Annotated in this window: 21 protein-coding genes; 7 read left to right on the forward strand and 14 right to left on the reverse strand. The window is 68.9% G+C overall.

Going from position 1 to position 25,780, the window contains the following annotated elements; all coding sequences use genetic code 11:
* Nucleotides 1-10 precede the first annotated feature (10 nt).
* Nucleotides 11-661, forward strand: coding sequence for a GTP cyclohydrolase II (gene ribA, locus E6J58_11865; protein TMB37309.1), 651 nt, complete (start codon nt 11-13; stop codon nt 659-661).
* A gap of 24 nt (nt 662-685) precedes the next feature.
* Here the strand turns inward: ribA and lipB are convergent, their stop codons facing one another.
* The gene (lipB, locus tag E6J58_11870; protein TMB37411.1) at nt 686-1,729 is read right to left on the reverse strand and encodes a lipoyl(octanoyl) transferase LipB; all 1,044 of its coding nucleotides are present in this window, start codon (nt 1,727-1,729) and stop codon (nt 686-688) included.
* 26 nt (nt 1,730-1,755) lie between these two features.
* The gene (pdhA, locus tag E6J58_11875) at nt 1,756-2,820 is read right to left on the reverse strand and encodes a pyruvate dehydrogenase (acetyl-transferring) E1 component subunit alpha (protein TMB37310.1); all 1,065 of its coding nucleotides are present in this window, start codon (nt 2,818-2,820) and stop codon (nt 1,756-1,758) included.
* A gap of 55 nt (nt 2,821-2,875) precedes the next feature.
* On the opposite strand from pdhA, the gene E6J58_11880 reads away from it, so the two are divergent.
* Nucleotides 2,876-3,196 carry a DUF962 domain-containing protein gene (locus tag E6J58_11880; GenBank protein ID TMB37311.1) on the forward strand — a complete coding sequence of 107 codons (321 nt, stop codon included), beginning with the start codon at nt 2,876-2,878 and terminating at the stop codon, nt 3,194-3,196.
* Here the strand turns inward: E6J58_11880 and E6J58_11885 are convergent, their stop codons facing one another.
* From E6J58_11885 to E6J58_11905, 5 genes are all read right to left on the reverse strand, one after another.
* A complete protein-coding gene (locus E6J58_11885) occupies nt 3,197-4,519 on the reverse strand; it encodes a 2-oxo acid dehydrogenase subunit E2 (GenBank protein TMB37312.1) in 1,323 nt (440 codons plus the stop codon).
* 1 nt (nt 4,520) lies between these two features.
* On the reverse strand, nt 4,521-5,495 hold the full coding sequence (locus E6J58_11890) for an alpha-ketoacid dehydrogenase subunit beta (GenBank protein TMB37313.1): 975 nt from the start codon (nt 5,493-5,495) through the stop codon (nt 4,521-4,523).
* A gap of 1 nt (nt 5,496) precedes the next feature.
* Nucleotides 5,497-6,408, reverse strand: coding sequence for a lipoyl synthase (gene lipA / locus E6J58_11895; protein TMB37314.1), 912 nt, complete (start codon nt 6,406-6,408; stop codon nt 5,497-5,499).
* A 350-nt stretch (nt 6,409-6,758) separates the two neighbouring features.
* Nucleotides 6,759-8,171, reverse strand: a complete 1,413-nt coding sequence (lpdA, locus tag E6J58_11900) for a dihydrolipoyl dehydrogenase (GenBank protein TMB37315.1) — start codon at nt 8,169-8,171, stop codon at nt 6,759-6,761.
* A gap of 120 nt (nt 8,172-8,291) precedes the next feature.
* Entirely contained in the window at nt 8,292-9,863 is a 1,572-nt protein-coding gene (locus E6J58_11905; GenBank protein ID TMB37316.1) for an aldehyde dehydrogenase family protein, read from the reverse strand.
* Between the two features lie 135 nt (nt 9,864-9,998).
* Between E6J58_11905 and E6J58_11910 the strand changes: the two genes are divergently transcribed.
* Genes E6J58_11910 through E6J58_11920 form a run of 3 tightly spaced genes read left to right on the forward strand, consistent with a single transcriptional unit; the run spans nt 9,999 to nt 11,781 of the window.
* The gene (locus E6J58_11910; GenBank protein ID TMB37412.1) at nt 9,999-11,138 is read left to right on the forward strand and encodes a response regulator; all 1,140 of its coding nucleotides are present in this window, start codon (nt 9,999-10,001) and stop codon (nt 11,136-11,138) included.
* Nucleotides 11,018-11,467 (forward strand): iron-sulfur cluster assembly accessory protein, encoded by a 450-nt coding sequence (locus E6J58_11915; GenBank protein ID TMB37317.1) that lies wholly within the window; start codon nt 11,018-11,020, stop codon nt 11,465-11,467. The genes E6J58_11910 and E6J58_11915 overlap by 121 nt, the downstream gene beginning before the upstream one ends.
* A gap of 2 nt (nt 11,468-11,469) precedes the next feature.
* Nucleotides 11,470-11,781 (forward strand): hypothetical protein, encoded by a 312-nt coding sequence (locus tag E6J58_11920; protein ID TMB37318.1) that lies wholly within the window; start codon nt 11,470-11,472, stop codon nt 11,779-11,781.
* Nucleotides 11,782-11,785: 4 nt separating this feature from the next.
* Here E6J58_11920 and E6J58_11925 read toward each other — a convergent pair whose 3' ends face one another.
* From E6J58_11925 to E6J58_11955, 7 genes are all read right to left on the reverse strand, one after another.
* Nucleotides 11,786-13,369 (reverse strand): hypothetical protein, encoded by a 1,584-nt coding sequence (locus E6J58_11925; GenBank protein TMB37319.1) that lies wholly within the window; start codon nt 13,367-13,369, stop codon nt 11,786-11,788.
* Nucleotides 13,366-14,127, reverse strand: coding sequence for an ABC transporter ATP-binding protein (locus E6J58_11930; GenBank protein ID TMB37320.1), 762 nt, complete (start codon nt 14,125-14,127; stop codon nt 13,366-13,368). The genes E6J58_11925 and E6J58_11930 overlap by 4 nt, the downstream gene beginning before the upstream one ends.
* The gene (gene thiC / locus E6J58_11935; protein ID TMB37321.1) at nt 14,124-15,587 is read right to left on the reverse strand and encodes a phosphomethylpyrimidine synthase ThiC; all 1,464 of its coding nucleotides are present in this window, start codon (nt 15,585-15,587) and stop codon (nt 14,124-14,126) included. Before thiC ends, E6J58_11930 begins: the two co-directional genes overlap by 4 nt.
* 78 nt (nt 15,588-15,665) lie before the next feature.
* Nucleotides 15,666-17,756 carry a S46 family peptidase gene (locus tag E6J58_11940; GenBank protein ID TMB37322.1) on the reverse strand — a complete coding sequence of 697 codons (2,091 nt, stop codon included), beginning with the start codon at nt 17,754-17,756 and terminating at the stop codon, nt 15,666-15,668.
* An 83-nt stretch (nt 17,757-17,839) separates the two neighbouring features.
* Nucleotides 17,840-19,048, reverse strand: coding sequence for a hypothetical protein (locus tag E6J58_11945; GenBank protein TMB37323.1), 1,209 nt, complete (start codon nt 19,046-19,048; stop codon nt 17,840-17,842).
* Nucleotides 19,049-19,060: 12 nt separating this feature from the next.
* Nucleotides 19,061-19,435 carry a hypothetical protein gene (locus tag E6J58_11950; GenBank protein TMB37324.1) on the reverse strand — a complete coding sequence of 125 codons (375 nt, stop codon included), beginning with the start codon at nt 19,433-19,435 and terminating at the stop codon, nt 19,061-19,063.
* A 152-nt stretch (nt 19,436-19,587) separates the two neighbouring features.
* A complete protein-coding gene (locus E6J58_11955; protein ID TMB37325.1) occupies nt 19,588-20,307 on the reverse strand; it encodes a sigma-70 family RNA polymerase sigma factor in 720 nt (239 codons plus the stop codon).
* A 198-nt stretch (nt 20,308-20,505) separates the two neighbouring features.
* On the opposite strand from E6J58_11955, the gene E6J58_11960 reads away from it, so the two are divergent.
* Together E6J58_11960 and E6J58_11965 are read left to right on the forward strand one after the other, a co-directional pair.
* On the forward strand, nt 20,506-25,026 hold the full coding sequence (locus E6J58_11960; protein TMB37326.1) for a DEAD/DEAH box helicase: 4,521 nt from the start codon (nt 20,506-20,508) through the stop codon (nt 25,024-25,026).
* Complete coding sequence (locus E6J58_11965) at nt 25,019-25,765, forward strand: hypothetical protein (GenBank protein TMB37327.1); 747 nt, start codon at nt 25,019-25,021, stop codon at nt 25,763-25,765. The genes E6J58_11960 and E6J58_11965 overlap by 8 nt, the downstream gene beginning before the upstream one ends.
* Nucleotides 25,766-25,780: the final 15 nt, after the last annotated feature.

The following is a 25,780-nucleotide window of genomic DNA, read 5'->3' on the forward strand; positions in this document are numbered from 1 at the left end:
GGAGGCAGCTTTGTCGAGCGCACACCTGCACGCCGTACCGTCCCCGAACAGCCTGGTCGAGCTCTATTCGGAAGCGCCGCTTCCCACGCGCCACGGGCTGTTGCGGGCGTTCGTATTCCGCGAGACCGGGACCGGCAAGGAACATGTCGTCGCGGTCAAGGGCGACGTTCGCGGCCATGAAGGCGTGCCGGTGCGCGTCCACAGCGAGTGCCTGACGAGCGAGATCCTCGGCTCGCTCAAGTGCGACTGCCGGGAGCAGCTCGAGCACGCCCTCGACGTGATCGGCCGTTCCGAGCGCGGGGCGATGATCTATCTGCGGCAGGAAGGGCGCGGCATCGGGCTCGGGAACAAGATCCGCGCTTACGCGCTGCAGGCGCGCGGCGCCGACACGTACGAGGCGAATCGGGCACTCGGCTTCGGCGACGACCTGCGCCGCTACGACATCGCCGCGCAGATGCTGAAGGAGCTCGGGGTGCGGTCGATCGACCTGATCACCAACAATCCGCAGAAGATCGCCGGCCTGGAAGTGGAGGGCGTGACCGTGCGCCGGCGGATTCCGTCGCTCGCGAAGAGCAATCCGCACAACATCGGTTACTTGCGCACGAAGCGCGAACGGACCGGGCATCTCATCGAGCTGTCCGAGCAGAAGACGTCGGCGTAGGCCGCCTGTAGGTCCGGGTGAGATTCAGAGGACGAGTGCGACTCGCACCGCGCGGCGCAGGCCGGCGAAGGGCAAGAGCCGCAGGGCCTCCTCGGGCGTGCACCAGCGGTGCTCGTCGTGCTCGTCGGAGAGCGTCGGCTCACCCTCGACCCGCACCGCGAACGCCGTCTCTTGCGCGAACACCGGCGGAATGCGTCCTCCCAGCGCGAGCGAGTGCACGTAGCGCAGCTCGCGCAAGTCGGCGAGCAGCGGGGAGAAGCCGGTCTCTTCGTGCACCTCCCGCGCCGCCGTCTGCAGCGGGCTCTCGCCCGGTTCCATGCGCCCCGTCAGGATCTGCCAGAAGCCGCCGCGCGCGGCCGTGCGCCTGAGCAGGAGGACCCTGCCGTCGTCCCGCCGCAGCGTGACGCTGACCGTTCGCAATTCCGGCGGTACCTCGAAGACCTCCGTCTCCCAGACCTGGCCGGCCTTCAGCGCGAACACGTCCTCCACCTCGTGCAGCGGAGGCGCCTCGCCGAGCAGCGACTGCAGCGACGCCACGCTCGCATCCTGGATTCCGCACGGCACGATGGCGGAGAAGTCAGCGAGGTCGGTGCGGACGTTGAAGGCGAAACCGTGCGAGGTGATCCAGCGGGAGATGTGCACTCCGATGGCGCCGAGCTTGCCCGCGGGCGTCCAGACTCCGGTTCGCCCTGCGACCCGCGCGGCGCCGATGCCGTACTCCCCGGCGACGCGGATCATGATCTCCTCCAGCGACGCCACGTATTTGCGGACGTCCTTGCGGTCCGGCTTCAGGTCGACGACGGGGTAGCCCACGATCTGCCCGGGACCGTGGTAGGTCACGTCGCCCCCGCGATCCGTCTCGAACACCTCGAAGCCGCGGGAGGCGAGCAGCTCCGACGGCCAGAGGACGTTGTGCGCCTTCGCTCCCCGGCCCAGCGTGATCACCGGCGGGTGCTCGAGAAGCAGCAGCGTGTCCGGAACGAGGCCCCGGGCGCGCGCCTCGACCAGCAGCTTCTGCATGGCGAGGCCGTCCTCGTATTCGACGCGGCCGAGGCGGCGGACGTGCAACGCGCGGGTCACATCGGCAATTGTAGTCAGTGCGCCGTGCCGCTGCGCGGAGCCGGGGGACTTCGCAGCAGCTCCTCGCGTTGCTCGCGCAACGACCAGGGCGCGTTGGCGTAGACGTCGTCGAACAGCGATTCCCGCGGAGGATCCGGTTTCTTTTCCGCCTCGGCGATGGCGGCGTTCACCTGTTCGAGGACCTGGGCGCGCAGCTCGTCCTCCTTCTGCGCCGTCCACATCCCCCAGGCCTGCAGGCGCGACCGCATCAGCTCCAGCGGGTCGCGCTTCTTCCATCGCTCGACCTCGCGCTCGTCGCGGTAGCGCGTCGGATCGTCGGAAGAGCTGTGGGCGCCGATCCGGTAAGTCTCGCATTCGACCAGGGTGGGACCGCCTCCGTTGCGCGCCCGATCGACCGCCTCTTTCATCGCTCCGTAGACGGCGACGGCATCGTTTCCGTCGACCTTGACCCCGGGGAAGCCGTACGCATCCGCCTTCACGGCGATGGACTCGCTCGCGGTCTGCTTCGCGGTGGGCACGCTGATCGCCCAGTGGTTGTTCTGGCAGATGAAGACCACGGGCGCCTTGAAGACGCCGGCGAAGTTCATGGCGACGTGGAAATCGCCCTCGCTGGTCGCCCCGTCGCCCATGTACGCCGCGATCACCGTCCGATCGCCCTTGATGCGCGCCGCCATGGCCGCTCCCACTGCCTGTGGAAGCTGGGTTCCGATGCAGCTCGACCAGCTCACCTGGTTGACGCTCTTCGAGGCCATGTGCGAGGGCATCTGCCGTCCCTTGGTCTCGTCGCCGGAGTTGCCGAAGATCTGGCAGAGGTACGGCACCAGCGGGAACCCTCTCAGCAGCATCGCCCCGCCTTCGCGAAGCGCCGGGAAGATCCAGTCGCTGGCTTCCAGCGCGATGGCGGAGGCGAGCGTGGCAGCCTCCTGACCGGTGCAGGCGCCGTAGAAGCCGACGCGGCCCTGCCGCTGCAGGGTCATCATCCGCTCGTCCAGCGTGCGCAGGCGGACCATCTCGCGGTAGAGGCGGAGGAGGACTTCGCGGGGCAACGGAGGCGTTTCGAGCTTGCGGGCGGGCTTCATGCGCGCGCAGATCTAGAGGAACCGCGACCCGCTCGCAACCGTGTACCATCGGCGGATGCAAACCTTTGCCGAGTTCTGGCCCTTCTACCTGCGCGAGCATTCGCGTCCGACGACGCGCAGGTTGCACTTCGCCGGCACGACGCTATCGCTGGTGCTGCTGCTGAGCGCGCTGGCGTTGCGGAGCGGGTGGCTCGTACTGGCAGCGCTCGTCTGTGGGTACGCATTCGCCTGGGTCGGTCACTTCTTCGTCGAGCACAACCGGCCGGCCACGTTCAAGTACCCGCTCTGGAGCTTCGCAGCGGACTGGAAGATGTGGGCCCTCGCGTTCAGAGGGCGGCTCGGCGCGGAGCTGGCACGGGCGGGGGTGAAGCCCTGATCAGATCTGGTCGAGCAGCAGCAGCTCCGGCGCTTCCAGCGCGTGGATGACCTCGTACAGGAACGCAGCGCCGATGTGACCGTCGATCACCCGGTGATCGAACGAGCAGGAAAGGTTCATCCGCTCGGCGATCTCCACGCCCACGCTGCCGTCGCCGCGGCGGACCGGCCGGGCGTACTCCTTGATCTTGTGGATGCCGAGGATCGCGACTTCGGGATGCTTCACCACCGGCGTCGCCATCAGGCCGCCGTCCCTGCCCAGCGAGGTGATGGTGAACGTCGAGCCCTGCAGATCTTGGAGCTGCAGCTTCTGCTCGCGGGCCGCCTTGCCCAGTCGGTCGATCTCCGCTCCGATCTCCCGGATGGTCTTGCTGCGCACGTCCTTCACCACGAACACGGTGAGCCCCTGTTCGGTGGCGGCGCCAAAACCGAGGTTGACGTCCTTTTTCACCACCAGCGCCTGCTTCTCCTCGTCCATCACGGCGTTCAGCTCGGGGTACCTGGCGAACCCGTGGAGCAGCGCCTTGGCGATGAACGGCAGATAGCTCAGTTTCGCCTCGCCGCGCCGGGCGAGCTCCGCGTTGATACGCTCGCGCAGCGAAGTGAGCGCCGAGGTGTCGCACTCCTCCACGAAGGTGAACGGCACCACGTAGGTGTGGCTCTGCACCATGCTCTTCGCGATGCTCTTGCGCAGCCCCCGCATCGGCCGCACCTCGTCCTGCGCCAGCGCCTGCATCCGTGGCGGGGGCGCCTGCGGCGGAGGACGCGACTTGTTTTCCGCGTGAGCGAGCACGTCGGCCTTCATCACCCGGCCCTGCGGGCCAGAGCCCTGCAGAGCCGCCAGATCGACGCCCATCTCCCTTGCCATCCGCCGCGTCACCGGAGTCGCGAGCACCTTGTGACCGTCGCCGTTGCGCGAGGCATGAGCGCTGGTCTGCGCGCCGTGCGCGGACGCGCCGGCCTGCGGTTGCGGGACGTTCGCCGTCTGCAGCGGCGCCGGCTGCCCCGCCTGCTGCGGCGACACGCTCGGCGCCGCTTGCGCCGGAACGCCAGAGGTTGGTGTGGCTTGAGCAGTTCCCTCGCCATCGAGGTCGAGCACCACGAGCGTCGAGTGCACCTTGGCGATGTCGCCTTCCTTGCCGACCGTCTCCACCACCTTCCCGCGCCGCGGGCTGGGGATCGTCACCGTGGCCTTGTCGGTCATCACTTCGACCAGCGGCTGGTCCTCCACGATCTGATCGCCGGGCTTCACCAGCCACTTGACGATCTCGCCCTCCACCACGCCTTCGCCGATGTCGGGCAGCTTGAACTCGAACTGGGCCATGTCAGGCCTCGTAGGCTTTCAGCTCGCGCAGCGACCGGAGGATGCGCGGCGCGAGCGGCAGATAGTCATTTTCCAGCGTGTAGGGGAACGGCGTGTCCCAGCCGGTGATGCGAGAGACGGGCGCTTGCAGCGAGGTGAAGCAACGCTCCTGCACGAGGGCGCTGATCTCCGCGGCGAATCCACAGGTCTTCGGCGCTTCCTGCACGATGGCGCAGCGCCCGGTCTTGCGCACGCTGCGCGCCAGCGTCTCGATGTCGAGGGGCCAGAGCGTCCTCAGATCGATGAGCTCGGCATCGAGTTGCGGATCCTGCTCGACCGCCTGCTGCGCCTCGTGAAACATGGCGCCCCAGCCGATCACCGTCATGCCGCTGCCCTCGCGGACCACCTTCGCCTCGCCGATCGGGACCGTGTACTCGCCCTCCGGCACATCCCCGCGCGCGGCGCGGTAGACCCGCTTGGGCTCCATGAAGATGACCGGGTCGTCCTGGCGGATGGCGGAGATGAGCAAGCCCTTCGCGTCGATGGGGTTCGAGGGACAGAGCACCTGAAGGCCGGGCGTGTGGATGAACAGCGCTTCCGGCGACTGCGAGTGGTAGTGGCCGCCCTTGATCCCGCCCCCCACCGGAGTGCGGATCACCACCGGCGCGGCGTACTGGCCGCCGCTCCGGTACCGGAGCTTCGCCAGCTCGTTCACGATCTGGTCGAAGGCCGGAAAGATGAAATCCGAGAACTGGATCTCGGGCACCGGCCGCAGGCCATACATCGCCATCCCGATGGCGGCGCCGACGATCCCTGATTCGGCGAGCGGCGTGTCGATCACCCGATCGGCGCCGAACTCCTCGATCAGTCCCACCGTGGCCCGGAAGACGCCGCCGAACTTCCCGACATCCTCGCCCAGCACCACGACGCGCGGATCGCGCCGCATCTCCATCCTCAGCGCGTCGTTGACCGCCTGAATGATGTTCCAGGCCGGCATCCTATCCGCCGTTCTCGACCCAGCGCTGGATGAAGTACTCGCCGGCCTTGTAGCTGGAGCGGACCAGCGGTCCGGCGGCGACCAAGCGGAAGCCGAGGGCCAGTCCCTCGCGTTCGAGGCGCGAGAACACCTCGGGTCGGACGAATTCCTCGACCGCGAGGTGCTTCTCGCTCGGCCGCAGGTACTGCCCGAGCGTGAGGATGTCGCAACCCACCGAGCGCAGATCGCGCATCGCGGTGATCACCTCGCCGTGCGTCTCGCCGAGCCCGAGCATGATGCTGCTCTTCGTCCGCATCCCGCGGCGCTTGTAGAAGTCGAGCACGTCGAGCGATTGGCGGTAGGTGGCGCGGCGGTCGCGGACGCGCGGAGTGAGCCGCTCGACGGTCTCGACGTTGTGCGCCGCGACCGTCGGCTGCGCATCGACGATCATCTGCAGCGCGTCGCGCGACCCCTGGAAGTCGGGGGTGAGCACTTCGACGAGCGTCTTCGGAGCCGCGCGCCGGAGCTCGACGATGGCCTGTGCGAAGTGGGAAGCCCCGCCGTCCTGGAGCTCGTCGCGGTTGACGCTCGTCACCACCAGGTAATCGAGCCCCAGGCGGCCCACCGCCTCGGCGAGGTGGCGCGGCTCGAGAGGATCGAGTGGCGCGGGTAGGCCGCTGCTCACGTCGCAGAAGCGGCAGCCGCGCGTGCAGACGTCGCCCATCAGCATGACGGTCGCCGTGCCGCCGCCCCAGCACTCGCCGACGTTGGGGCAGCTCGCCTCTTCGCAAACGGTATGCAGGTTCAGCTCGCGGAGCGTGCGCTTGACCTGCTCGTACCGGCCGCCGCCTGGCATGCGCACTCGCAGCCATTCCGGCTTGGGCTCCCGCCACTTGCGCGCGGCGCCGCCGAGCTGGATCAGCGAGTCGGCCATGAGGCCGGCGGTATAACCGAAACCGCCCGGAACCGCGAGATGGGCCGATCAACAGGCTGCGAGAACGGCGCCGAGCACCAACCGGGCAACGCGCTGCGCAAGGCAACGCGCCTCAATGTTCGGCGTCACCCGGTCAGCCAGCCGATCTGCCAGCCGGCTCCGCGACAGCGAGCAGGAGCTGCCGGCGGAAACGGCCCTCTCCGCGGTGGCGACATGACCGGCGACGGATAATGCAAGTGCCGCAAATCCGGCAGCAAATCCCCGACGCCACGACGTTGCCTCGCTCATCGGAAGCCTCCCCGCGCCCGAGTTGAACATCCGGGAAGCGATATCCTTCCCGGATAGTGTCCTTAGATGTGCAGCGGTTTCCCGCGCACTCCCAGGGCGGCCTCGGTGAGGGCCTCGGAGAGGGTCGGGTGCGGCCGCATCACGTGCAGCATCTCCTCGCTGGTGGTCTCCAGCCTGAGGAGCGAGCAGGCGTCGGAGATCAGCTCGGTCGCGCGGGGACCCACGATGTGGACGCCGAGGACCTCGTCGTATTTCTCCTCGGCGACCACCTTCACCATCCCTTCGGCCAGGTTCAGGATGCGCGCCTTCCCGTTCGCTGAAAACGGGAACGTGCCCACCTTGACCTTGTAGCCGCGTTCTTTCGCTCCCCTCTCCGTCAGGCCGATCGACGCCACCTCGGGCTCCGAGTACGTCGCTCCGGGCACCAGGTCGTAATTCACCGGATGCGGCTTCTTTCCCGCGAGCTTGTCGGCGACGAACTCGCCTTCCACGAACGCGAGGTGCGCGAGCTGGGGATGGGGTCGCCCGGGAATCGCGACGACGTCGCCGATGGCGGAGACCCAGCTCTCGCCGGTGAGCAGGGTGCTCGGGTCCACCAGGACGAAACCACGCTCCATCTTGATGGCCGCGAACTTCTCCAGCCCGACGTTCTCGCTCACCGGCCGGCGTCCGACGGCGCAGAGGAAGAGATCCGCCTCGAGGATCTCGGTACCCTTGGATGTCGTGACCGTCGCTTTCAGTCCGTTCGCGCCGACGTCCACCTTCTCCAGCTTCGCGTTGGTCAGCGACTTGATCCCACGCTTGCGGAACGCCTTCTCGAACTCGGTGGAGATGTCGTCGTCCTCGATGGGAAGCAGGCGCGGCAGCATCTCCACCACCGTCACTTCGCTGCCGAACCGGCGGTACGCGCTGGCGAACTCGACGCCGACGGCGCCGGCGCCAAGCACGATCAACCGTTTCGGGACCACGGTATTCGCCAGCAGCTCGTCGCTGGTCATCACCCGGGGCCCGAGAGTGAGGCCCGGGATCAGCCGGGGCGCCGACCCCGTGGCGACCAACACGTGCTTCGCCTCGATGATCTGCTCTTTGCCGTCGGCGCCGGTGACGGACACCTTGCCGGGGCCCGCCAGCCGCCCGTGTCCGTGCACGCGCTCGACCTTGTTCTTGCGGAAGAGGAATTCGATTCCCTTGCTGGACTTGTTGGCGACGTCTTCGCTGAACTTCCTCACGCCGTCCATGTCGAGCTCGACGCCGCTGGCGTTGACGCCGACGCTCGTGCCGTGCTTCGCCTCGTCATACACATCGGCGCTGTGGAGCACCGCCTTGGTGGGGATGCACCCCCGCAACGTGCAAGTGCCGCCGACGCGCGGATCCTTCTCGACGACCACGGTCTTGAGGCCGTTCTGGCCCGCGCGGATGGCGCAGACGTAGCCGCCGGGCCCGCTGCCGATGATCGCGAGATCGTAGGTCGCCACTGCCCGCCCTCCCTGCACCGGCGCCCGCGGAGGCGGGCGCCGGAACGTTACCGTTGCAAAGAGGCGCGGTTGGTATCGCCCGCGGACTTGGATGTCAACCGCGCTGCGGCCGCGAAACCGTCAGTGTTTTCCGAACAGAGCCTTCAGGCGCCCCGTGATGCCGCGCCCCAGCAGCGTCCGGTACACGCGCAGTCCGGTGCTCCAGGCGGACTTCGAGTACGGGTAGTACCAGAACGCAGGGAAATTCAGCCGCTCCAGGTTGACGTGGCGGACCTCGCTGAAGTCCCGCAGCGCGTGCTTGCCGTGGACCCGCCCGAGGCCGCTCGCCTTCACTCCGCCCCAGGGTGTCTCGGGGGCAGCGTGCGTGTACAGCGTGTCGTTGTGCATCACCGTACCCGCCGCGAGCTGGTTGGCGAGGCGCTCCGCCCGGGCCCGATCCTTCGTGAACACGTACGCCGAGAGCCCGTAACTCGAGTCGTTGGCCAGCCGGACCGCGTCCTCCTCGGTGCGGAAGGTCATGATCGGGAGCATCGGCCCGAACGTCTCCTCCCGCACGATGGCCATGTCGGGCGTCGTGTCGGTCAGCACGGTGGGCTGCACGAAACGCGCGCCTTCTGGCGTCACCTCGATCCCGCCGCCGGCGAGGACCTTCGCTCCGCGCTGCCGGGCTTCCTCGAGGTGCCGCCGCACGATCTCCACCTGCATCTGCGTTGTCATCGCGCCAACGTCGACGTCGTAGCCGTTGGGCTCGCCCTGGCGCAGCTTTTTCGCCAGCGCCACCACCTTCTCGGTAAACGGCTTCGCCACGTTCTCCTGGACGTAGACGCGCTCGACGGACGCGCAGGTCTGCCCGGAGTTGGCGAACGCGCCCCAGGCGACCTTCTTCGCGGCGGCATCGAGGTCGGCGTCGTCGAAAACGATCGCGGGGTCCTTGCCGCCGAGCTCGAGCACGCAGGGGATCATCTGCTCCGCGGCGGCGACGTTCACCTTGCGCCCGGTGGCGACCGACCCGGTGAACACGACCATCTGGACGCCGGAGCGGATCAGCTCAGCCCCGACGTCGCCCCTGCCCTGCACCACGCCGAAGAGCCCGCGCGGCAGACCGGCCTCCTCGAAAAGCGCTCGGGTCTTCTCCAGGATGATGGGGGTGAACTCGCTCGGCTTCACCACCACCCCGTTGCCCGCCATCAGCGCGGCGAGCGCATCGCCGACCGGGATCGAGAAAGGATAGTTCCACGGTGAGATGATCCCGATCACCCCTCGTGGGTACAACCGCAGGTACGACTTCTTGTGGGGAAAGAGGTGGAGGGAGATCTTCTCGTCGGCCAGCGCTTTCTCTGCATGGTTCGCGTACCAGTTCGCCGCGTCGGCGACAGGCAGCACCTCCATGAAGAGCGATTCGTTCCGCGTCTTGCCGTTCTCGCGCGTCAGGTGATCGCAGAATTCCTCGGCGCGCTGGAGCAGCAGATCCTTGAACCGAAGGATGACGGCACGGCGGCCGGCGAACGGCTTGCGTCCCCACTCGGACTGCGCGGCCCGCGCCTGTTGCACGGTCCTTTGCACGTCATCGGCCGTGGCGACCCGCACTTCGCCGAGCAGGCGACCGCTTCCGGGTTCGTACACGGTGAGCGTGCCCTGCGGACTGACGGTTCCTTGCGCGGACCTGTGCGGGATCGCGATCGCCTCTGCCATGGGAGCCTCCGCGCGGGTTGGCGTACGCCCCCTGCCGCACGGTGTCAATCGATTCGGCCGCCGCGAAATTCGGATTTGACTTGGGTGGTTTACACCGCGATGCTAGCGCAAAGACGGATGTTGGAACTCGACGACATGCTGCGGCTGGGGAGCCAGCCGCTCGACACGCCTGCCGAGCTCGCCCCCGTAGAGACCGATGGCGCTCCTTCCCAGCCGCCGACCGTTCTGGTGGTTGACGACGACCGCGCCGTTCGCGAAGTGCTCTCGGCGGTCCTCAAGGAGGAGGGGTACCCGGTCCGCCAGGCGGCGGGCGCGGACGCGGCCCTGGAAATGCTGCGCGGCGACGATCTGCCGCTCGTGCTCTGTGACATGAAGATGCCCGAGCACGACGGTCTCTGGCTGCTCGACAACGTGCTGCAGCGCCATCCCCATGCCGCCGTTGTCATGCTCACGGGCTTCGGCGACACGGAGAGCGCGGTCGAATGCCTGAGGCGCGGCGCCGCCGATTATCTCTTGAAGCCACCCCGCGTCACCGAGCTGGTGCGGGCCATCGAGCGCGCCTGGAGCAAGAGCAAGCTCATGTCCGCGCGGGCGCGCTATCACCAGGGGCTGGCCCGCCGGGTGCGGGAGCGCACCGCGGAGCTGACGGCGGCGCTGGCCGGGGTCGCGCAGGCCTATTCGAGCACGCTGGCTGCGCTCGTGCACGCGCTCGATGCGCGGGAGCACGAGACCAGCGACCATTCGCAACGGGTGGTCCGGTACACGCTCGCCATCGCCGAGCGGATGGGCATCGCGCATGTCGAGGACATCGGCCGCGGCGCGCTCCTGCACGACATCGGAAAGATCGGGGTCCCCGACAGCATCCTCCTCAAGCCCGGACCGCTCACGCACGCGGAGTGGGCCGAGATGCGGCGGCACCCCGAAGTCGGCTACCGCATTCTCGAGGCCATCGACTTCCTCCGGCCCGCGGCGGAGATCGTCCTCGCCCATCAGGAGCGCTGGGACGGCGGCGGGTATCCGCGCAAGCTGCGCGGAGAGGCGATCCCGCTCGGCGCCCGCATCTTCGCCATCGCGGACACCCTGGACGCCATGACCAGCGACCGGCCGTATCGCAAGGCCGCGACCTTCGCGCAGGCGCGCCAGGAGATCGCCCGATGCGCCAGCACGCAGTTCGATCCTCGTTGCGTCGAGGCGTTCGTCCGCATTCCGGACGAAGAGCTGGAAGCTCTCCGGCAGCAGGAAATGGCCGCGCCCCGTCCGGCGAGCGCCCTCTAGCCATGGGCCCGATGCGGCTGTCGCTCACCGACCGCGCCGCAAAGGCGGTGCTGGTTCGCGCGAAGGATGCGGAGGTGCAAGGCTGGCTGCTGCGCATCGCCGTCGTGGGGGGCGGATGCAACGGGCTCACCTACGATCTCTACTTCGTCGAGAGTGCCCGGCCGGACGACGCTGTCGTCGACGTTCAGGGCCTGCGCATCGCGGTGGATCCCATCAGCGTTCCTCTGCTCGATGGAACCATCATCGACTTGCCGCGCGGACCCGGTTTCCGGTTCGACAATCCCCAGGCCCGCAGCACGTGCTCCTGCGGCGCGAGCTTCGAGACCTAGCGATGCCGAAGATCCTGCGAACGGGCGCGCTCCTGCTCACAGTCGCGGTGCTCGCCTGCCTCATCGGGTTCGTGGAGGCCCGCGTGTCCGGCGGCCCGGCCGAGGCGGCCCGGCCCTGGATGTACGGCCTGCTGGTCTGCTTCGGCGTGATGGCGCTCGCGGCGGCATACATGGCACTGGTCGGCGCGTACCACACCATCCTCGCGCTCTTCGGCTGGGACGGCGGTCCGGGGATCCTGCGCAAGAACCCCCACTACGTTCCCGGAAGCGACGAGCCGCTGGACGACGGAACGCCTCTCGGCCCGAAAGAGTGAAGCGCTACTCGTCGCGCGCAAGCGCGCCGAGTAGTGTTTCGCGCCGCCTCTCCGCGAGGCTCGCGGAGGCGCCGAGCAGCGCGGGATACACCAGCGCCATCGCGATCAGCTCTCCCGCATACGCGACGTAGAGGTGGATGCCTGTCGCGCGGGCGATGGCGTACGGCGCCCATGCGCCTGCGGCAAGCAGGAACATCGCCGCGAAGCGCGAGCCGACCGGCCCGGCGCCACGGATGCGCCGCAAGCGCGCGCCGCGTGCGGGGACCGGAAAGAGGATGCTGATCGCGTTTCCAAAGCTGGCGAGAAGCGGAAAAACGGCGGCATGGGCGAGCAGACCGATCAGGACCTGGCCTGGGGTGACGTGCGCGCCGAGCGTCGCGACCAGGGCGAGGAGCAGGAAGATCGCGAGCGAGAAGAGATACGCGACGGCGTTCTTCGCGGCGAGGACGGAGCGGAGCGCAACGGGCCAGAGGAACCAGCCGCGCGCCGCGTCCACGTCGCGGCCGAATGCGTTGGTGGCGATCTCCAGCACGCCGAGGTGCGCATAGACCGCGGCGATGAGCAGAGGCTGCGGACCGGGAAAGACCGCGCGGACGAGGAGAAGATAGGCGACGGGCACGACGAGCAGCTGCAGCCAGCCGAGCCGCAGCGCGGTCTTTGCCTCTTTCTCGAAGAGCGCTGCGAGGGCGCCCGGCACCAGCGGCACCTTCCACCCCCCTCCCCGCGCCGCTCTTGCATGCGCGCGAACCGCTTCGGGCGGGCGGAGGAGCTCGCGTTGAGAAAGCGCGTGGGCAGCTCCCGTGCACACTGCTCCGAGCACGACCAGGAGCAGCCACGGAGCGAGCGCTTCGATGAAGCGCTTTCTCGAGAGCGCGTCCGCGAACGCCGCCATCCATCCCGCGGGTGTGAGGCGCCAGCCCTCTCCGCTGAAGAGCGTCTCGAGACCGCGCTCCCCGGGCATCTTCGCGGACAACTCGAACCCTGCGAATCCGGCGAGGAGCAGCGCGACGGAGAACATCCGCCGCAACAGCGGACGCGAATCGAACAGCGCCGCGACAGCGGCGCCGAGATGCAGGATGGAGGCAGTTGCAAAAACGGCGAACGCCTCCGCGACCAGCATTGCCCACGCCGCCGGCGCTCCCGGGATGCGGGCGACCGCAAACGCGATGGCGATCATCGGAGGATAGAGGACTAGCCACACGGGATCGAACAGGAGCGCGGCGAGGTTGATGGCGCTGACCAGCAGCTGACTCACCGGGAAGGCGCGGAAGCGACGGGGATCGAGGAAGGCCTGCGTCTGCGCAAGCGCGATGAGCCCGAACCAGACGCGGCCGGCAAGCGCCATCGACATCCAGGCGGCGAAGATGGCCAGAGATGGTATCGGCAAGAGGTCGCGCCGGCGCGCGATCTCCTCGCCGCTCTTCAGGGCAAGCAGCGAGAGCGAGGCGCTGAACGAGGCGCCGATCAGCGCGGCCAACAGACCGATCGCCGCCCTCGCCCATTGCTTGCCATGGACCAGTCGCCGCCACCACAGACGCGCGCGCAAGCCGACGAGAGTGCGCGCCTGCTCGGGCCAGACCGCCCTCACGGCAGGAACGAGAGCGCGCGGGTCCCCCCGCGTCCCTCGCCGACGAGGCGCACGAACGCGTCGGTCAAGGATGCCGCCCCTGGCACGGCCTGGACCACTCCGGAGAGGGTCCCCTGCGCGACCAGGCGGCCCCTGTGGATCACGCCGACGTTGTCGCAGAGCCGCTCCACGACCTCCAGCACGTGAGAAGTGAGGAACACGGTGAGCCGCCCGCGCCGGACCAGGTCCGAGAGGAGCGCGGTGAGCGAAGCCTTCGCCACCGCATCCACTCCCTCGAAAGGCTCGTCGAGGAAGAGCAATTCCGGGCCGTGGATCAGGGCGGAGGCCAACGCCAGCTTCTTGCGCATCCCGAACGAGTAGTCCGCGATCAGCTTCCGCGCCTCGCCGGCCAGCTCCATGGTGGCGAGCAGCTCATCGGCCCGTCGCGCCGACTCGGTGCGCCCAAGCCCGTACAGGCGCCCGACCACGACCAGGTGCTCGCGCCCAGTCAGCCGGTCGAAGAGGAGCAGCCCGTCCGGGACCACGCCGATGCGGCGCTTGAGGGCGTCGCCGGGGGGAAGCTCGAGCACGCGGAGCGTCCCGCTGGTGGGGAGAAGGACACCGGTCAGCATGGAGATGGTGGTGCTCTTGCCGGCGCCATTCTCGCCGAGAAAGCCGTAGAAGCTTCCCCGCGGCACGCGCAGGTCGATGGCGTCGACCGCCACCTGATCGCCGAAACGGCGGGTCAGCGCGTCCGTCTCGATGGCGAAGCCGCTCACGCCGCCGCGGGCTTCTTCCCCAGGCCGACCGGCGGCGGCTGCGCCACGCTGCCGGTGCGCGGCAGCGCCGCGCGGCGCGCGAACGCCAGCGACTCCTGGACGAGTTGCTCGGGGGCACGCTCGATCACCGCCGGCTGCGCCTTTTCGTCGAGGTGCGTGTGCACCTTCATCGAGCAGAACTTCGGCCCGCACATGGCGCAGAACTCGGCGGTCTTGAACGCGTCGTGAGGAAGCGTCTCGTCGTGCTTCGCCTTCGCTGCCTCCGGATCGAGCGAAAGGGCGAACTGCTGGTTCCAGTCGAAGGCATACCGCGCGCGCGAGAGCGCATCGTCGCGGTCCCGCGCTCCCGGGCGGCGGCGCGCGACGTCGGCGGCGTGAGCGGCGATCTTGTAGGCGATGATTCCCTGGCGGACGTCGTCGGCGTTGGGCAGGCTGAGGTGCTCGGCCGGCGTGACGTAGCAGAGCATGGAGGCGCCGTGCCAGCCGGCGAGGGCGGCCCCGATGGCGCTGGTGATGTGATCGTATCCGGGCGCGACGTCGGTGGTGAGAGGACCGAGCACGTAGAACGGCGCCTCGGAGCACGCCTGCTGCTCGATCTTCATGTTCATCTCGATCTGGTCCATCGGCACGTGTCCGGGTCCCTCGATCATCACCTGGACGTCGTGCTCCCAGGCCTTCTCCGTCAGGTACCCGAGCACGCGCAGCTCGGCGAACTGGGCCTCGTCGGAGGCGTCGGCGAGGCAGCCGGGGCGCAACGAGTCGCCCAGCGAGAAGCTGACGTCGTACTTCTTGAAGATCTCGCAGAGCTGGTCGAAGTGCGTGAACCAGGGGTTCTCCCGGCCGGTGGCGAGCATCCACTGCGCCATGAGGGCGCCGCCCCGGCTGACGATGCCGGTGATCCGGTGCTGCGCCAGCGGCAGGAAGTCGCGCAGGATGCCGGCGTGGATGGTCATGTAATCGACGCCCTGCTGCGCCTGCTCCTCGACGATGTCGAGCAGGTCCTGCGGCATGAGGCTCTCGACGCGCTTCACGCGCTCGACGGCCTCGTAGATGGGGACGGTGCCGAGCGGAACGCTGCTGGCGCGGAGCAGCTGGTTGCGGATGTGGGGGATGTCGCCGCCGGTGGAGAGATCCATCACGGTATCGGCGCCGTACTTCAGGCAGCCATGCAGCTTGTGCAGCTCGGTCCGCGCGTCGCCGTCGATCTGGCTGTTGCCGATGTTCGCGTTGATCTTGCACGCCGCGGCGATGCCGATGCACATCGGCTCCACCTCGGGGTGATTCAGGTTCGCCGGGATGATCATCCGCCCGCGAGCCACCTCGGCCCGGATGAGCTCGGCGGGAAGCTTCTCCCGGCGCGCGACGTGCTGCATCTCCTCCGTCACGACGCCCTGGCGGGCGAAGTGCATCTGCGTAACGTTGGAAAAGCCGCGACGCCGCTGGACCCATTCTGCGCGCATGATGGTCCTCCGAGGGGAAAGGACAGTAAATCCCGCCCCTCTGAGCGTCAACACGGATGAGCAGGTAAATCGTTCGTCCTACTTGGCAGCCGCTCCGCTCGCCGCTCCGGGCGCGCTCTTCAGCTCGCCGACGATCCGGCGCGCCCCATAGACGTGATCGAGCGCCTCGACCAGTGCCGCGCTGTCCACCGAGATCGCGCGGTTGACGGTCTCGTCGAAGCCGTATTCACCGCCGAGCGACTGGATGTTCCCATCGAAGATCAAGCCGACGATCTGGCGGTCCTTGTCGAACACCGGCGACCCCGAGTTTCCGCCGATGATGTCGTTGGTGGTGCAGAGGTTGAATGGCGTCGAGAGGTTCAGCTGCTTGCTCTCGTTCGCGCGGATCCAGCTCTCGGGCAGACGGAACGGGTCGCGCCCCGTCGCGCGCTCGAACGCGCCGGCGACGTTGGTGAACGGCAGCACCTGCCGACCATTCTCCGCGTATCCCTTTACCGCGCCGTAGCTGAGCCTGAGCGTGAAGGTGGCATCCGGGTAGTTGCTCTTGCCTTCCAGCTCGAACTTGGCCGCCGCCACGCGCTCCGCTCCGACCGTCTCCAGCGTCTCGACCTCCTCGTCGTGCCACTTGCGGATCGCGCGCGCGTCGCCGTCGACGAGCTTCGCGAACTGGATCATCGGGTCATTCGAGGCGAGCACCGCGTCCCGGCCGCCCTGCCAGAGCTGCTCGCGCACCTTGACGTCGTACAGCTTCGTCTTCACCAGCTCGCTGGCGACCTCTTCCGGGCTCTTCTTGCCGAGCACCTTCTTCACGAACGGATGGTCAGCGCCCAGCTCCTCGCGGACCTTCACCAGGCCGTACGACAGCTTGAACACCTCGAAGTCCTCGTAGATCGGCGCCTTCGAGAAGAGCTTCTGCTTCAGCTGCGGCAGCTTCGCGTCCGTGTACTCGCGCAGCCGCTGCTCGTTGGGTTTCTGCAGCTCCTCGGTGCCGCGGACCAGGTCGCGGGCAATCTTGTAGAGTGGCGAATTGAACCCCGCCCCGAGCTCGATGTACCGGTACTCCTTGCGGCGCGGCTGGAACATCGCGACCGCCTTCGCCACGTCGTCCCATGCGCCCGCGTACTTCCGCCGCAGCGAGGACTTCCCGTCGACCCTTGCGCGCAGCGTCCGTTCACGGCCCACCTTCTGGTTCCAGAGCGTGGGCGTGACCAGCGCCTCGAAGCGGCCCTTGATCGCCTTGTAGCTGTTCTCGGTGCTGAAGAGCGCGTTCTCCGCGATGCGGCGATGCTCGGCGGACTGCTGCGTGAACATGGTGAGAGCGCCGCGATACTGCGCCAGGTCGACCAGCCGCTCCGGCAGCGCGACGTCCCGCTGGTACTGGAGCTGCGCCATCGTCAGCTCGCGGTCGGTGCCGCCCGGATGGCCGGAGACGAACGTGAGATCGCCTTCCTTGGCGCCCGCGGACGACCATCGGAAGTAGTGCCCGGTGCGGGCCGGCTTGCCGTCCTCCCAGGCGCGGAGGAAGGAGACGTCGAGGTCGTAACGGGGAAAATTGAAGTTGTCGGGATCGCCGCCGAAGAAGGCGATGGCCATCTCCGGCGCGAAGACCAGGCGCACGTCCTGGAACCGCTTGTACTTGTAAAGGCTGTACTGGCCGCCGTGGTAGAGGTCGACCACGTCGCAGCGCAAGCGCTCGTTTCCCCCCGCGCACTCCTTCTCGATCGCGGCCATCGCCGCCTTGCGCTTGTCGTTGAACTCCTTGCCCGGCTTGAGCCCCCGGGTGGCACCCTGCACCTGGGCGGTGACGTCCCCGATCTGGATCAGCTCGTTGAGCTCGATCTCCGGGCACTTCACCTCGTTCTCCAGCGCCGGCGCATAGAACCCCTGCGCCACGAAGTCCTTCTCCTTGGTCGACAGCTGCTCGATGCAGGAGTGCGAGCAGTGGTGATTGGTCATCACCAGTCCTTCGGGAGAGACGAAGCTGCCGGAACAGCCGCCGGCGAGCCGCACGGAGGCAAGCTGCGCCTCCTGCAGCCACTGGGCGTCCGGCGCGAAGCCGTACTTCTGCTTCACCTTTTTCGAGGGGAAGTTGTCGAACGTCCACATCCCCTCGTCGCCTCGGGCGGCGAAGGCGAGGACGAGAACACACAGTGCGGCGACGCGCTTCATCGGCGATGACTCCTCGGCAGGGGGCGCCGCTTTTTGCCCGCTTGTCGCCCGCCGGTCAAGGCGCGTGCAAGCGGAGCGAGGGGTTACGGCGCCGCGACGCCGCCCAGGAGCGCCGAGACGCGGGCGATCTCCAGCGCCAGCTCCGGTTCGCTCAGCCAGTCCGCTGGAAAGTGACGCTGGGCGCGAAGGTAGGCATCGAGCTGCGCATCGCGGCCGTACAGGGCGGAGGCGGCCCGGACGGCGTCCGTCAGCTCGTGCAGCGCCGTCTCCGCGGAGCCGAGATTCACCTGGGCAGCCTCCAGGTGCCGTCCCGCCCGGGCGAGCTGCGCACGGTCGTGCAGGCGCAGGTTCTCGCGCCGGGAGACCACCGACATGGAGTCGAGGAACCGCGCCATGTTTTCCACCGCCTGTCGGATCTCGCGCGACGGCGGCGGCGCGGCCTTCGAGAGCGTATAGAGGCTGGCGCGCGTCTCCAGGAAGATCCGCTTGTCGCTGGTGCGGAGCTGCGCGAGAGCTCTCGTGCGGGAGAAGGCGTGTACGTCCTTGAGGGCGTCCTGCAGGGCAGCGAGCACCCGATCGTCCGCGGCGCCGGCGACGCGTTTCGCGTGCCCGCGAAAGAGAAAGGCGAGGTTCGTGGTGGCGCTGCGCACCAGCAGGCTGTTTTCCAGCTCGGCCACGTAGCCGGGAATGACGGTTTCGCGCTCGACCTCCGCGATGAAGCTGCAGACCTGGTAGACGAGCTCGCCGAGGCCAAGCCGGACGCGGCCGCGGAACTCCAGCAGGTCCTGAATCAGCATCCACGGATCGCGCATCACCGTCGGATTGCGGAGCCGGTCGCCGAGGCGGGCCACGTCGCGGCGCATGCCCGAGCACACTGCGGCGACGAGGCTGGCGATCTGCTCGGCAGTGCTCTTGGGGGCCGGTTCCTCCGTCGCCGCGCCCGTGTCGGGTCCGAAAGCGGCGTCCAGATCGCCGGCGCTCTCGTCCTCCGGGGGCGGAGGAAACTGCGCCGTCGCGCCCGCGATCATCTCGTTCACGTTCTGGACGGTGGCGCCGGTGACCGGCGCCATCTCTTCCCAGAGAGCGAGCGTATGGCCACCCTGCTCCGCCTCGTACCGCACCAGATCCAGCTCGGCCACCTTCACGATGCCTTCCGCCGCCGCCATCAAGAGCAGCGTGACGCGGTCGCGCAGCGAGGCGTCGAACTGCTGGGCGATGCCGACCAACTTCCGCTCGACGGCGATCGCGACCTGGTCGTCGATCGGTCGCACCTCTTCACCCATCGCGGACATCCAACGCTCCTGCTAGCGCCCGGTGAAGTCCAGCTCGCCGCGCCAGCGAACGGCGACGGGTTTGCCCTCACGCAACGCGGGCGCGTAAGCGCAACCGGCAATGAAGCGCTGGATGGCCTTGATCGCGCCCGCCGTCGCCTTGCCGCTGACCGTCACCTCGCTGACCTTGCCGTCCGCGCCGACCAGGTAAGCGGCGCGCACGACACCGGCGACCGTCTCGCCTTCGGGAATCACCGGGCCGCTCCCCTTGCACGACTTGCGAACCGGATCGGTCTGGTTCTCGCCGACCTCGGCGCGGACGGGAGTCTTTCGGGAAGTGGCCTGCACCTCAGCGGCGGGCGCGTGCGCGCAGGAGAGCAAGAGGGAGAAGAGGACGAGGCGGCGCATCCGAGCGAGGCTACCCCGCCCGGCGGGCTGGCAAGAAGCCCGGTCATCTTGCCGGTTCGACCTGGTCAGGAAAGTGGGTAGTCAAGAAAACGAGAAAGGCGCACTCCAGGGGAGGAGGTGCGCCCTTCGTCGTCGCGTCCGCTTCCTTCGCCTTACGCCGCCTCGTCGAAGTCCGAGAGGTAGCGGCTGAGGAAGTTTCGCGTGCTCTTCTCCACCTGCCGCACGCGCTCGCGAGAGAGGCCCCACTGCTTTCCCAGGTCCTCCAGCGTTCGCGGGTCGTCCTGCGTCAGGCGGTCGCTCAGGATGTCCCAGGCCAGCTCGCCCATCCGCTTGCGCACGCGGCCGAGGGCGTTGCGCACGTCCTCGTTCTGCTCGGCGCGCAGGAGCTGGGCATCCGGCCCCGGCGTGTCATCTGCGAGGCGGTCCAGGTGGGTTGCGTCGCTGTCACCGTCCGTCCCCAGCGTCTCCTCCAGGGAGATGTCCCGCGGAGGAAGACCGCCGTTGGGCATCGTCCGCCGCACGGCAGAGGGGCCGTCCTTCAGGCAACGGGTGATGTAGGCGCGGATCCACCACACCGCGTATGTCGAGAACCGGTTGCCCTTCTCCGGGTCGAAGTGCTCGATGGCCTTGAGCAGGCCGTAGTTGCCCTCCTGGACCAGGTCCTCGAGACGGACGCCGCGCCCCATGAACTTGCGGGCGACCGAGATGACGAGGCTCAGGTTGTGCACCACGAGCTTTTCCTGCGCGCGCTTGTCGCCCTTCCGCGCCTTCCGCGTGACCACGAGCTCCGTCTCGCGGTCGAACGGCGGGTGGGCGCGGATCAGCTTGATCAGCGGCGCCAGATCGTCGAATTCACTGCGGTCGCGCGGCATCTGCCTTCCTTCCTCTCATCCCCTTGGGCATCACACCCAAACGCTCGAAATCACCTTTCGATCCGACTCCTGAACGATCCAGCCGTTCACACATTCCTTTGATGCACGACGCGCGACGTTGTTGCGCATTTCATTTCGCGTCGTTATGACGCAGGGTCCTTCTCTCGGGTCCCTATAGATGCCCGGGGAGCGGATTCGTTGCCGAAATCAGCCGCTTTCCACCCCCCCGTCCAGCGGTGGTTCGAGGCGTCGTTTCCGGCTCCCACACGTGCGCAAGCCCTCGGCTGGCCGCCAATTCTCTCGGGAGAATCGACCCTTCTCCTCGCGCCCACCGGGTCCGGGAAGACGCTTGCAGCCTTTCTGACGGCCATAGACCGCCTGATGTTCACGGAGGCTCCAGCAAAAAAGGAGCGTTGCCGGGTTTTGTACGTTTCGCCGCTCAAGGCCCTGGCCGTCGACGTGGAGCGCAATCTCCGCGCCCCGCTGGCGGGCATCGCGACGCAGGGCGGTGTCCTGCACGTCCCCCAGGTGGCCATCCGCACGGGCGACACCCCGGCGAGCGAGCGGGCGCAGATGCTGCGTACGCCGCCGGATATCCTCATCACCACGCCAGAATCGCTGTACCTGCTGCTCACTTCGCAGGCGCGCGAGATTCTTCGTCCGGTCGAGACCGTCATCGTCGACGAGATCCACTCACTCGTTCCGACCAAGCGCGGCGCCCATCTATTCCTCTCCCTCGAGCGCCTTCAGCAGCAGGCGCGGCGCGAGCTCCAGCGCATCGGCCTCTCCGCCACCCAGCGCCCGCTCGACGAGGTGGCGCGCCTGCTCGGCGGCGGACAGCCCGCCGGGAAGAAATGGCGGCCGCGGCCGGTGACGATCGTCGACGCGGGATCGAAGAAGGAGCTGGAGGTCCGGGTGGAGGTGCCGGTCGACGACCTGTCCAGGCTCGGCGAGCTGGAGGAGATCCCCTCCGGGCCGGCTTCCGCCGGGCCGCAGCGGCGAAGCATCTGGCCTTCCATCCATCCGAGGCTGCTCGAGCTCATCCGGGCGCATCGCTCGACGATGATCTTCGTCAACAGCCGGCGCCTCGCGGAGCGGCTCGCGGGCGCGCTCAACGAGCTTGCCGGCGCGGAGGTGGCGCTCGCCCACCACGGGTCGGTCGCGCGCGACAAGCGCCAGGAGATGGAGGATCGGCTCAAGCGGGGGGCTTTGCCGGCGATCGTCGCCACGTCCTCGCTGGAGCTCGGCATCGACATGGGCGCGGTGGACCTGGTCGTGCAGATCGAGGCTCCGCCGTCGATCGCGTCGGGTCTGCAGCGCATCGGGCGCGCCTCGCACCAAGTGGGCGGCGTGCCAAAAGGGGTGATGTTCCCCAAGCACCGCGGCGACCTGCTCTGCAGCGCCGCGGCCGCGTGGGGAATGGGCGCCGGGCAGGTCGAGGAGACGTTCTATCCGCGCAACCCCCTGGACGTGCTCGCCCAGCAGATCGTCGCCCACACCTCGGACGGCGTGCACAAGGTCGACGAGGTCTACGAGCTCGTTCGCCGGGCGGCGCCGTTCGCGGATCTGCCCCGCGGCTCGTTCGACGGCGTGCTCGACATGCTCTCCGGGCGCTATCCCTCCGACGAGTTCGCCGAGCTGCGCCCGCGGCTGACGTGGGATCGGATCGCCGGAACGCTTCGGGCGCGCGAGGGCGCCGCCCGCGTGGCCGTGGCAAATGCCGGCACCATCCCCGATCGCGGTCTGTACGGCGTGTTCCTGGCGACCGGGGAGCCCCGCGGCTCCGCCGCGGGGCGGGCGGAGGCCGAAGGCCGGAGCATTGGCGGCGCCGCAGGCGGCAAGCAGCGGCGGGTCGGCGAGCTCGACGAGGAGATGGTGTTCGAATCGCGGGAGGGCGAGGTGTTCGTGCTCGGCGCCTCCAGCTGGCGCATCGAGGAGATCACCCAGGACAAGGTGATGGTCACCCCGGCTCCCGGCGAGCCGGGGAAGATGCCGTTCTGGCACGGCGACCGGCCCGGACGCCCGCTGGAGTTCGGGACGCACGTCGGGCGACTCTCCCGCGAGCTGGCGCGCACGCCGAAGGCGAAGGCGCTCTCGCGGCTGCAGGCGGACGGGCTCGACGAGCGGGCAGCGTCAAATCTCCTGCAGTACCTGCACGACCAGGCGGATGCCACCGGCGAGGTTCCCAGCGACGAGACGGTGATTGTCGAGCGCTACGTCGACGAGGTCGGCGACTGGCGCGTCTGCGTGCTGACCCCGTTCGGCGCGCGCGTGCATGCGCCGTGGACCACCGCCGTCGTGCGCCGGCTGGAGCAGGACCGCGGCTTGGAAGTGGAGACGATGTGGACCGACGACGGCATGGTCTTCCGCATCGCCGAATCCGACGCGCCGCCCGAGCCGGAGCTGTTCTTTCCACGCGCGGACGAGGTCGAGGACCTCGTGGTGCAGGCGCTGGGGACGACCTCGCTCTTCGCCGCGCGCTTCCGCGAGAACGCGGCGCGGGCGCTGCTCCTGCCGCGCCGACATCCGGGCCGGCGCAGCCCGCTCTGGGCGCAGCGAAAGCGGGCGCGCGATCTGCTCCAGGTCGCCTCGCGGTACGGCAGCTTTCCTCTGCTGCTGGAGACGTACCGGGAATGCCTGCGCGACGTCTTCGACCTTCCCGGGCTGCAGGAGACGCTGCGTCGCGTGCAGGACCGCCGCCTGCGCGTCGTCACCGTCGACTCGCGCACGCCCTCGCCGTTCGCCGCTTCGCTGCTCTTCAGCTATGTCGCGAACTTCATCTACGACGGCGACACCCCGCTCGCCGAGCGCCGCGCGCAGGCGCTCTCCGTCGACCAGGCCCAGCTGCGTGAGCTGCTGGGCGAGGCGGAGATGCGCGAGCTGCTCGACGCGCGTTCCATCGACGAGCACGAGCACGCGGCCCAGCGCCTGTCCCGCCCGGCGCACGGAATCGACGGGCTCCACGATCTGCTGCTCGCGCTCGGCGACCTTTCCGAGGGGGAGCTGCGGCGGCGGTTCGAAGGCGACCCGCCGCTGCAGGAGCTGTTCGAGCAGCGCCGCGCCTTTCCGCTGAACCTCGCCGGCGAGAAGCGATGGGTCGCGGCGGAGGACGCGGCCCGCGTCCGCGATGCGCTCGGCGTCCCGCCGCCAGCGGGGCTTCCGCGGGAGCTTCTCGAGCCGGTGAAGGACCCGCTGGGCGACCTCGTCTCGCGCTGGGCGCGCACCCACGGCCCGTTCCGGGCCGAAGACCTCGCCTCGCGCTGGGGGATCGGCGTTGCCGTGGTCCGGGAGGCGCTGGAGCGGCTCGCATCGCAGGAGCGGGTGCTCGAGGGCGAGTTCCTGCCCAACGGCCGAGGCCGCGAATGGGTCGACGCGGAGGTCCTCAAGGGACTCAAGCGCCGCGCGCTCGCGAAGCTGCGCAAGCAGGTGGAGCCCGTGGACCCCGCCGCGCTGGGGCGCTTTCTCGCCGACTGGCAGGGGATCGCGCGGCCGCGCCGGGGCCTCGATGCGCTGCTCGGCGCCGTCGAGCAGCTTCAGGGCGCGCCGCTGGTCGCGAGCGCGCTCGAGCGCGAAATCCTTACCGCGCGGATCCAGCCGCTCCGCCCAGGCGATCTCGACGTCCTCTTCTCCGCCGGAGAGCTGATCTGGCGCGGCGTCGAACCGGTGGGAAGCCGCGACGGGCGCATCGCGCTGTACCTCACGGACCACTATCGGCTGCTCGCGCCGCCCCCGAAGAAAGCGGAAGGCGCGCTCTGCGAGAAGCTCCGCCAGGAGCTGCGCAGGCGCGGCGCCTCGTTCTTCGCCGACCTGACGGCGGCGACCGGCGCATTCCCCGCCGACCTCCTGAAGGCGCTGTGGGACCTGGTCTGGGCCGGCGAGGTCACGAACGATACGCTCGCGCCGCTCCGATCGTACCTGCGCGGGCCGCCGAAGGAAGATCGCCGCACGCCGCATCTCGGGCGTCCCTTCCGCTCGCGGCGGATCGGTCCGCCGGGCAGCGAGGGCCGCTGGTCGCTGCTTCCCGAGGCGTCGGGAACGCCCACCGAGCGCGCTGCCGCCCTCGCACAGGCGCTTCTTTCGCGGCATGGCGTGGTCACGCGCGAATCGGTCCACGCGGAGGAGATCGCCGGAGGCTTCGCGGCGGTGTACCCGGTGCTGAAGGCGATGGAGGAAGCCGGACGCGCGCGCCGCGGCTACTTCGTCGCCGGGCTCGGGGGCGCCCAGTTCGCCGTTCCCGGCGCCGAGGATCGGCTGCGCAGCTTCCGCGACGCGCCTCCGGAACCGGCGACGATCGTGCTTGCGGCGACCGATCCCGCGAACCCCTACGGCGCGGTCCTGCCCTGGCCGCGTGTGGACGGCGAGGGCCGCGCCCAGCGTGCCGCGGGCGCGCAAGTGGTGCTGCACGACGGCATGCTCGTCGGCTGGCTCAGCCGGAGCGAGCACAACCTGCACACGTACCTGCCCGCCGAAGAGCCCGACCGGTCGCGCTTCGCGCGCGCACTGACACACGGCCTCGCCTCGCTCGTCGAGGACGGCCGGCGCCGGGCCCTGCTGATCGCCCGCGTCGACGGCGAAGACGTCAACGGATCTACGCTCGCGCCTGCGCTGAAGGAAGCCGGGTTCACGGCTGGCGTCCGGGGCTACCTGAAGCGCGCTCCCCTCGGCCGTGGGACTCCCCCGGCCGAAGCCATGGAGGCTCTGGAAGAGGAAGATGCCTGAGGGCGACACCATCTTTCGCGCCGCCACCGCCCTGCGCAAGACGCTGGTCGGCGCCCGCGTGACGCGGTTCAACGGCAATCTCGGCCGCGCCCCACTCGGCGAGCGCATCGAGGAGGTGACCTCGCGCGGCAAGAACCTCCTCGTCCGCTTCGAAAAGGGACGGACGCTGCGCACGCACATGATGCTCCACGGATCGTGGCACATCTATCGCGAAGGCGAGCGCTGGCGACGGCCCGCCTTCCAGGCCCGGCTCGAGCTGCATGCCGACAACGGCTTCGTCGCCGTGTGCTTCAACGCGCCAGTCGTCGAGTGGCTGAAGCCGGCCACCATCGAGGAGCTCGGCCCCGACGCGACGATCGACGCGTTCGATGGCGAGGAGGCGAGGCGCCGGCTGAGACAGATGGGTGGTGCTTCCCTCGAGCGCGCCCTGCTGGCGCAGTGGGCCCTGTCCGGCGTCGGCAACGTCATCAAGTGCGAGGCCTTGTTCCTCGAGCGCCTCGATCCGTTCCGCACCGTGGCCTCCCTCGAGGACCGCGCGCTCGATTCGCTCATCGACCGTTCGCATCGCCTCCTGGTGCGCAACCGGACGGCCGGGCCGCGGAATACCCGCAACGCCCTCGGCGGTTCGCGGATGTGGGTCTACGGCCGTTCCCGCAGGCCCTGCCTCGTCTGTGGCGATCCCGTCCGCGTCAAGACGACGCAGCGGATCACGTACTACTGCGCGCGATGCCAGAAGTGATAGAAGACCCGATTC

It is taken from the genome of Deltaproteobacteria bacterium, from assembly GCA_005879535.1.
GTDB lineage: Bacteria > Myxococcota > Myxococcia > Myxococcales > 40CM-4-68-19 > 40CM-4-68-19.

What these genes read in the sequence shown, in the direction of transcription:
- pdhA (TMB37310.1), bottom strand. Translation starts at nt 2,820, where the DNA reads ATGAAGCCCGCCCGCAAGCTCGAAACGCCTCCGTTGCCCCGCGAAGTC.
- E6J58_11880 (TMB37311.1), top strand. Translation starts at nt 2,876, where the DNA reads ATGCAAACCTTTGCCGAGTTCTGGCCCTTCTACCTGCGCGAGCATTCG.
- E6J58_11885 (TMB37312.1), bottom strand. Translation starts at nt 4,519, where the DNA reads ATGGCCCAGTTCGAGTTCAAGCTGCCCGACATCGGCGAAGGCGTGGTG.
- E6J58_11890 (TMB37313.1), bottom strand. Translation starts at nt 5,495, where the DNA reads ATGCCGGCCTGGAACATCATTCAGGCGGTCAACGACGCGCTGAGGATG.
- lipA (TMB37314.1), bottom strand. Translation starts at nt 6,408, where the DNA reads ATGGCCGACTCGCTGATCCAGCTCGGCGGCGCCGCGCGCAAGTGGCGG.
- E6J58_11905 (TMB37316.1), bottom strand. Translation starts at nt 9,863, where the DNA reads ATGGCAGAGGCGATCGCGATCCCGCACAGGTCCGCGCAAGGAACCGTC.
- E6J58_11910 (TMB37412.1), top strand. Translation starts at nt 9,999, where the DNA reads ATGCTGCGGCTGGGGAGCCAGCCGCTCGACACGCCTGCCGAGCTCGCC.
- E6J58_11915 (TMB37317.1), top strand. Translation starts at nt 11,018, where the DNA reads ATGCGCCAGCACGCAGTTCGATCCTCGTTGCGTCGAGGCGTTCGTCCG.
- E6J58_11920 (TMB37318.1), top strand. Translation starts at nt 11,470, where the DNA reads ATGCCGAAGATCCTGCGAACGGGCGCGCTCCTGCTCACAGTCGCGGTG.
- thiC (TMB37321.1), bottom strand. Translation starts at nt 15,587, where the DNA reads ATGCGCGCAGAATGGGTCCAGCGGCGTCGCGGCTTTTCCAACGTTACG.
- E6J58_11940 (TMB37322.1), bottom strand. Translation starts at nt 17,756, where the DNA reads ATGAAGCGCGTCGCCGCACTGTGTGTTCTCGTCCTCGCCTTCGCCGCC.
- E6J58_11945 (TMB37323.1), bottom strand. Translation starts at nt 19,048, where the DNA reads ATGTCCGCGATGGGTGAAGAGGTGCGACCGATCGACGACCAGGTCGCG.
- E6J58_11950 (TMB37324.1), bottom strand. Translation starts at nt 19,435, where the DNA reads ATGCGCCGCCTCGTCCTCTTCTCCCTCTTGCTCTCCTGCGCGCACGCG.
- E6J58_11955 (TMB37325.1), bottom strand. Translation starts at nt 20,307, where the DNA reads ATGCCGCGCGACCGCAGTGAATTCGACGATCTGGCGCCGCTGATCAAG.
- E6J58_11965 (TMB37327.1), top strand. Translation starts at nt 25,019, where the DNA reads ATGCCTGAGGGCGACACCATCTTTCGCGCCGCCACCGCCCTGCGCAAG.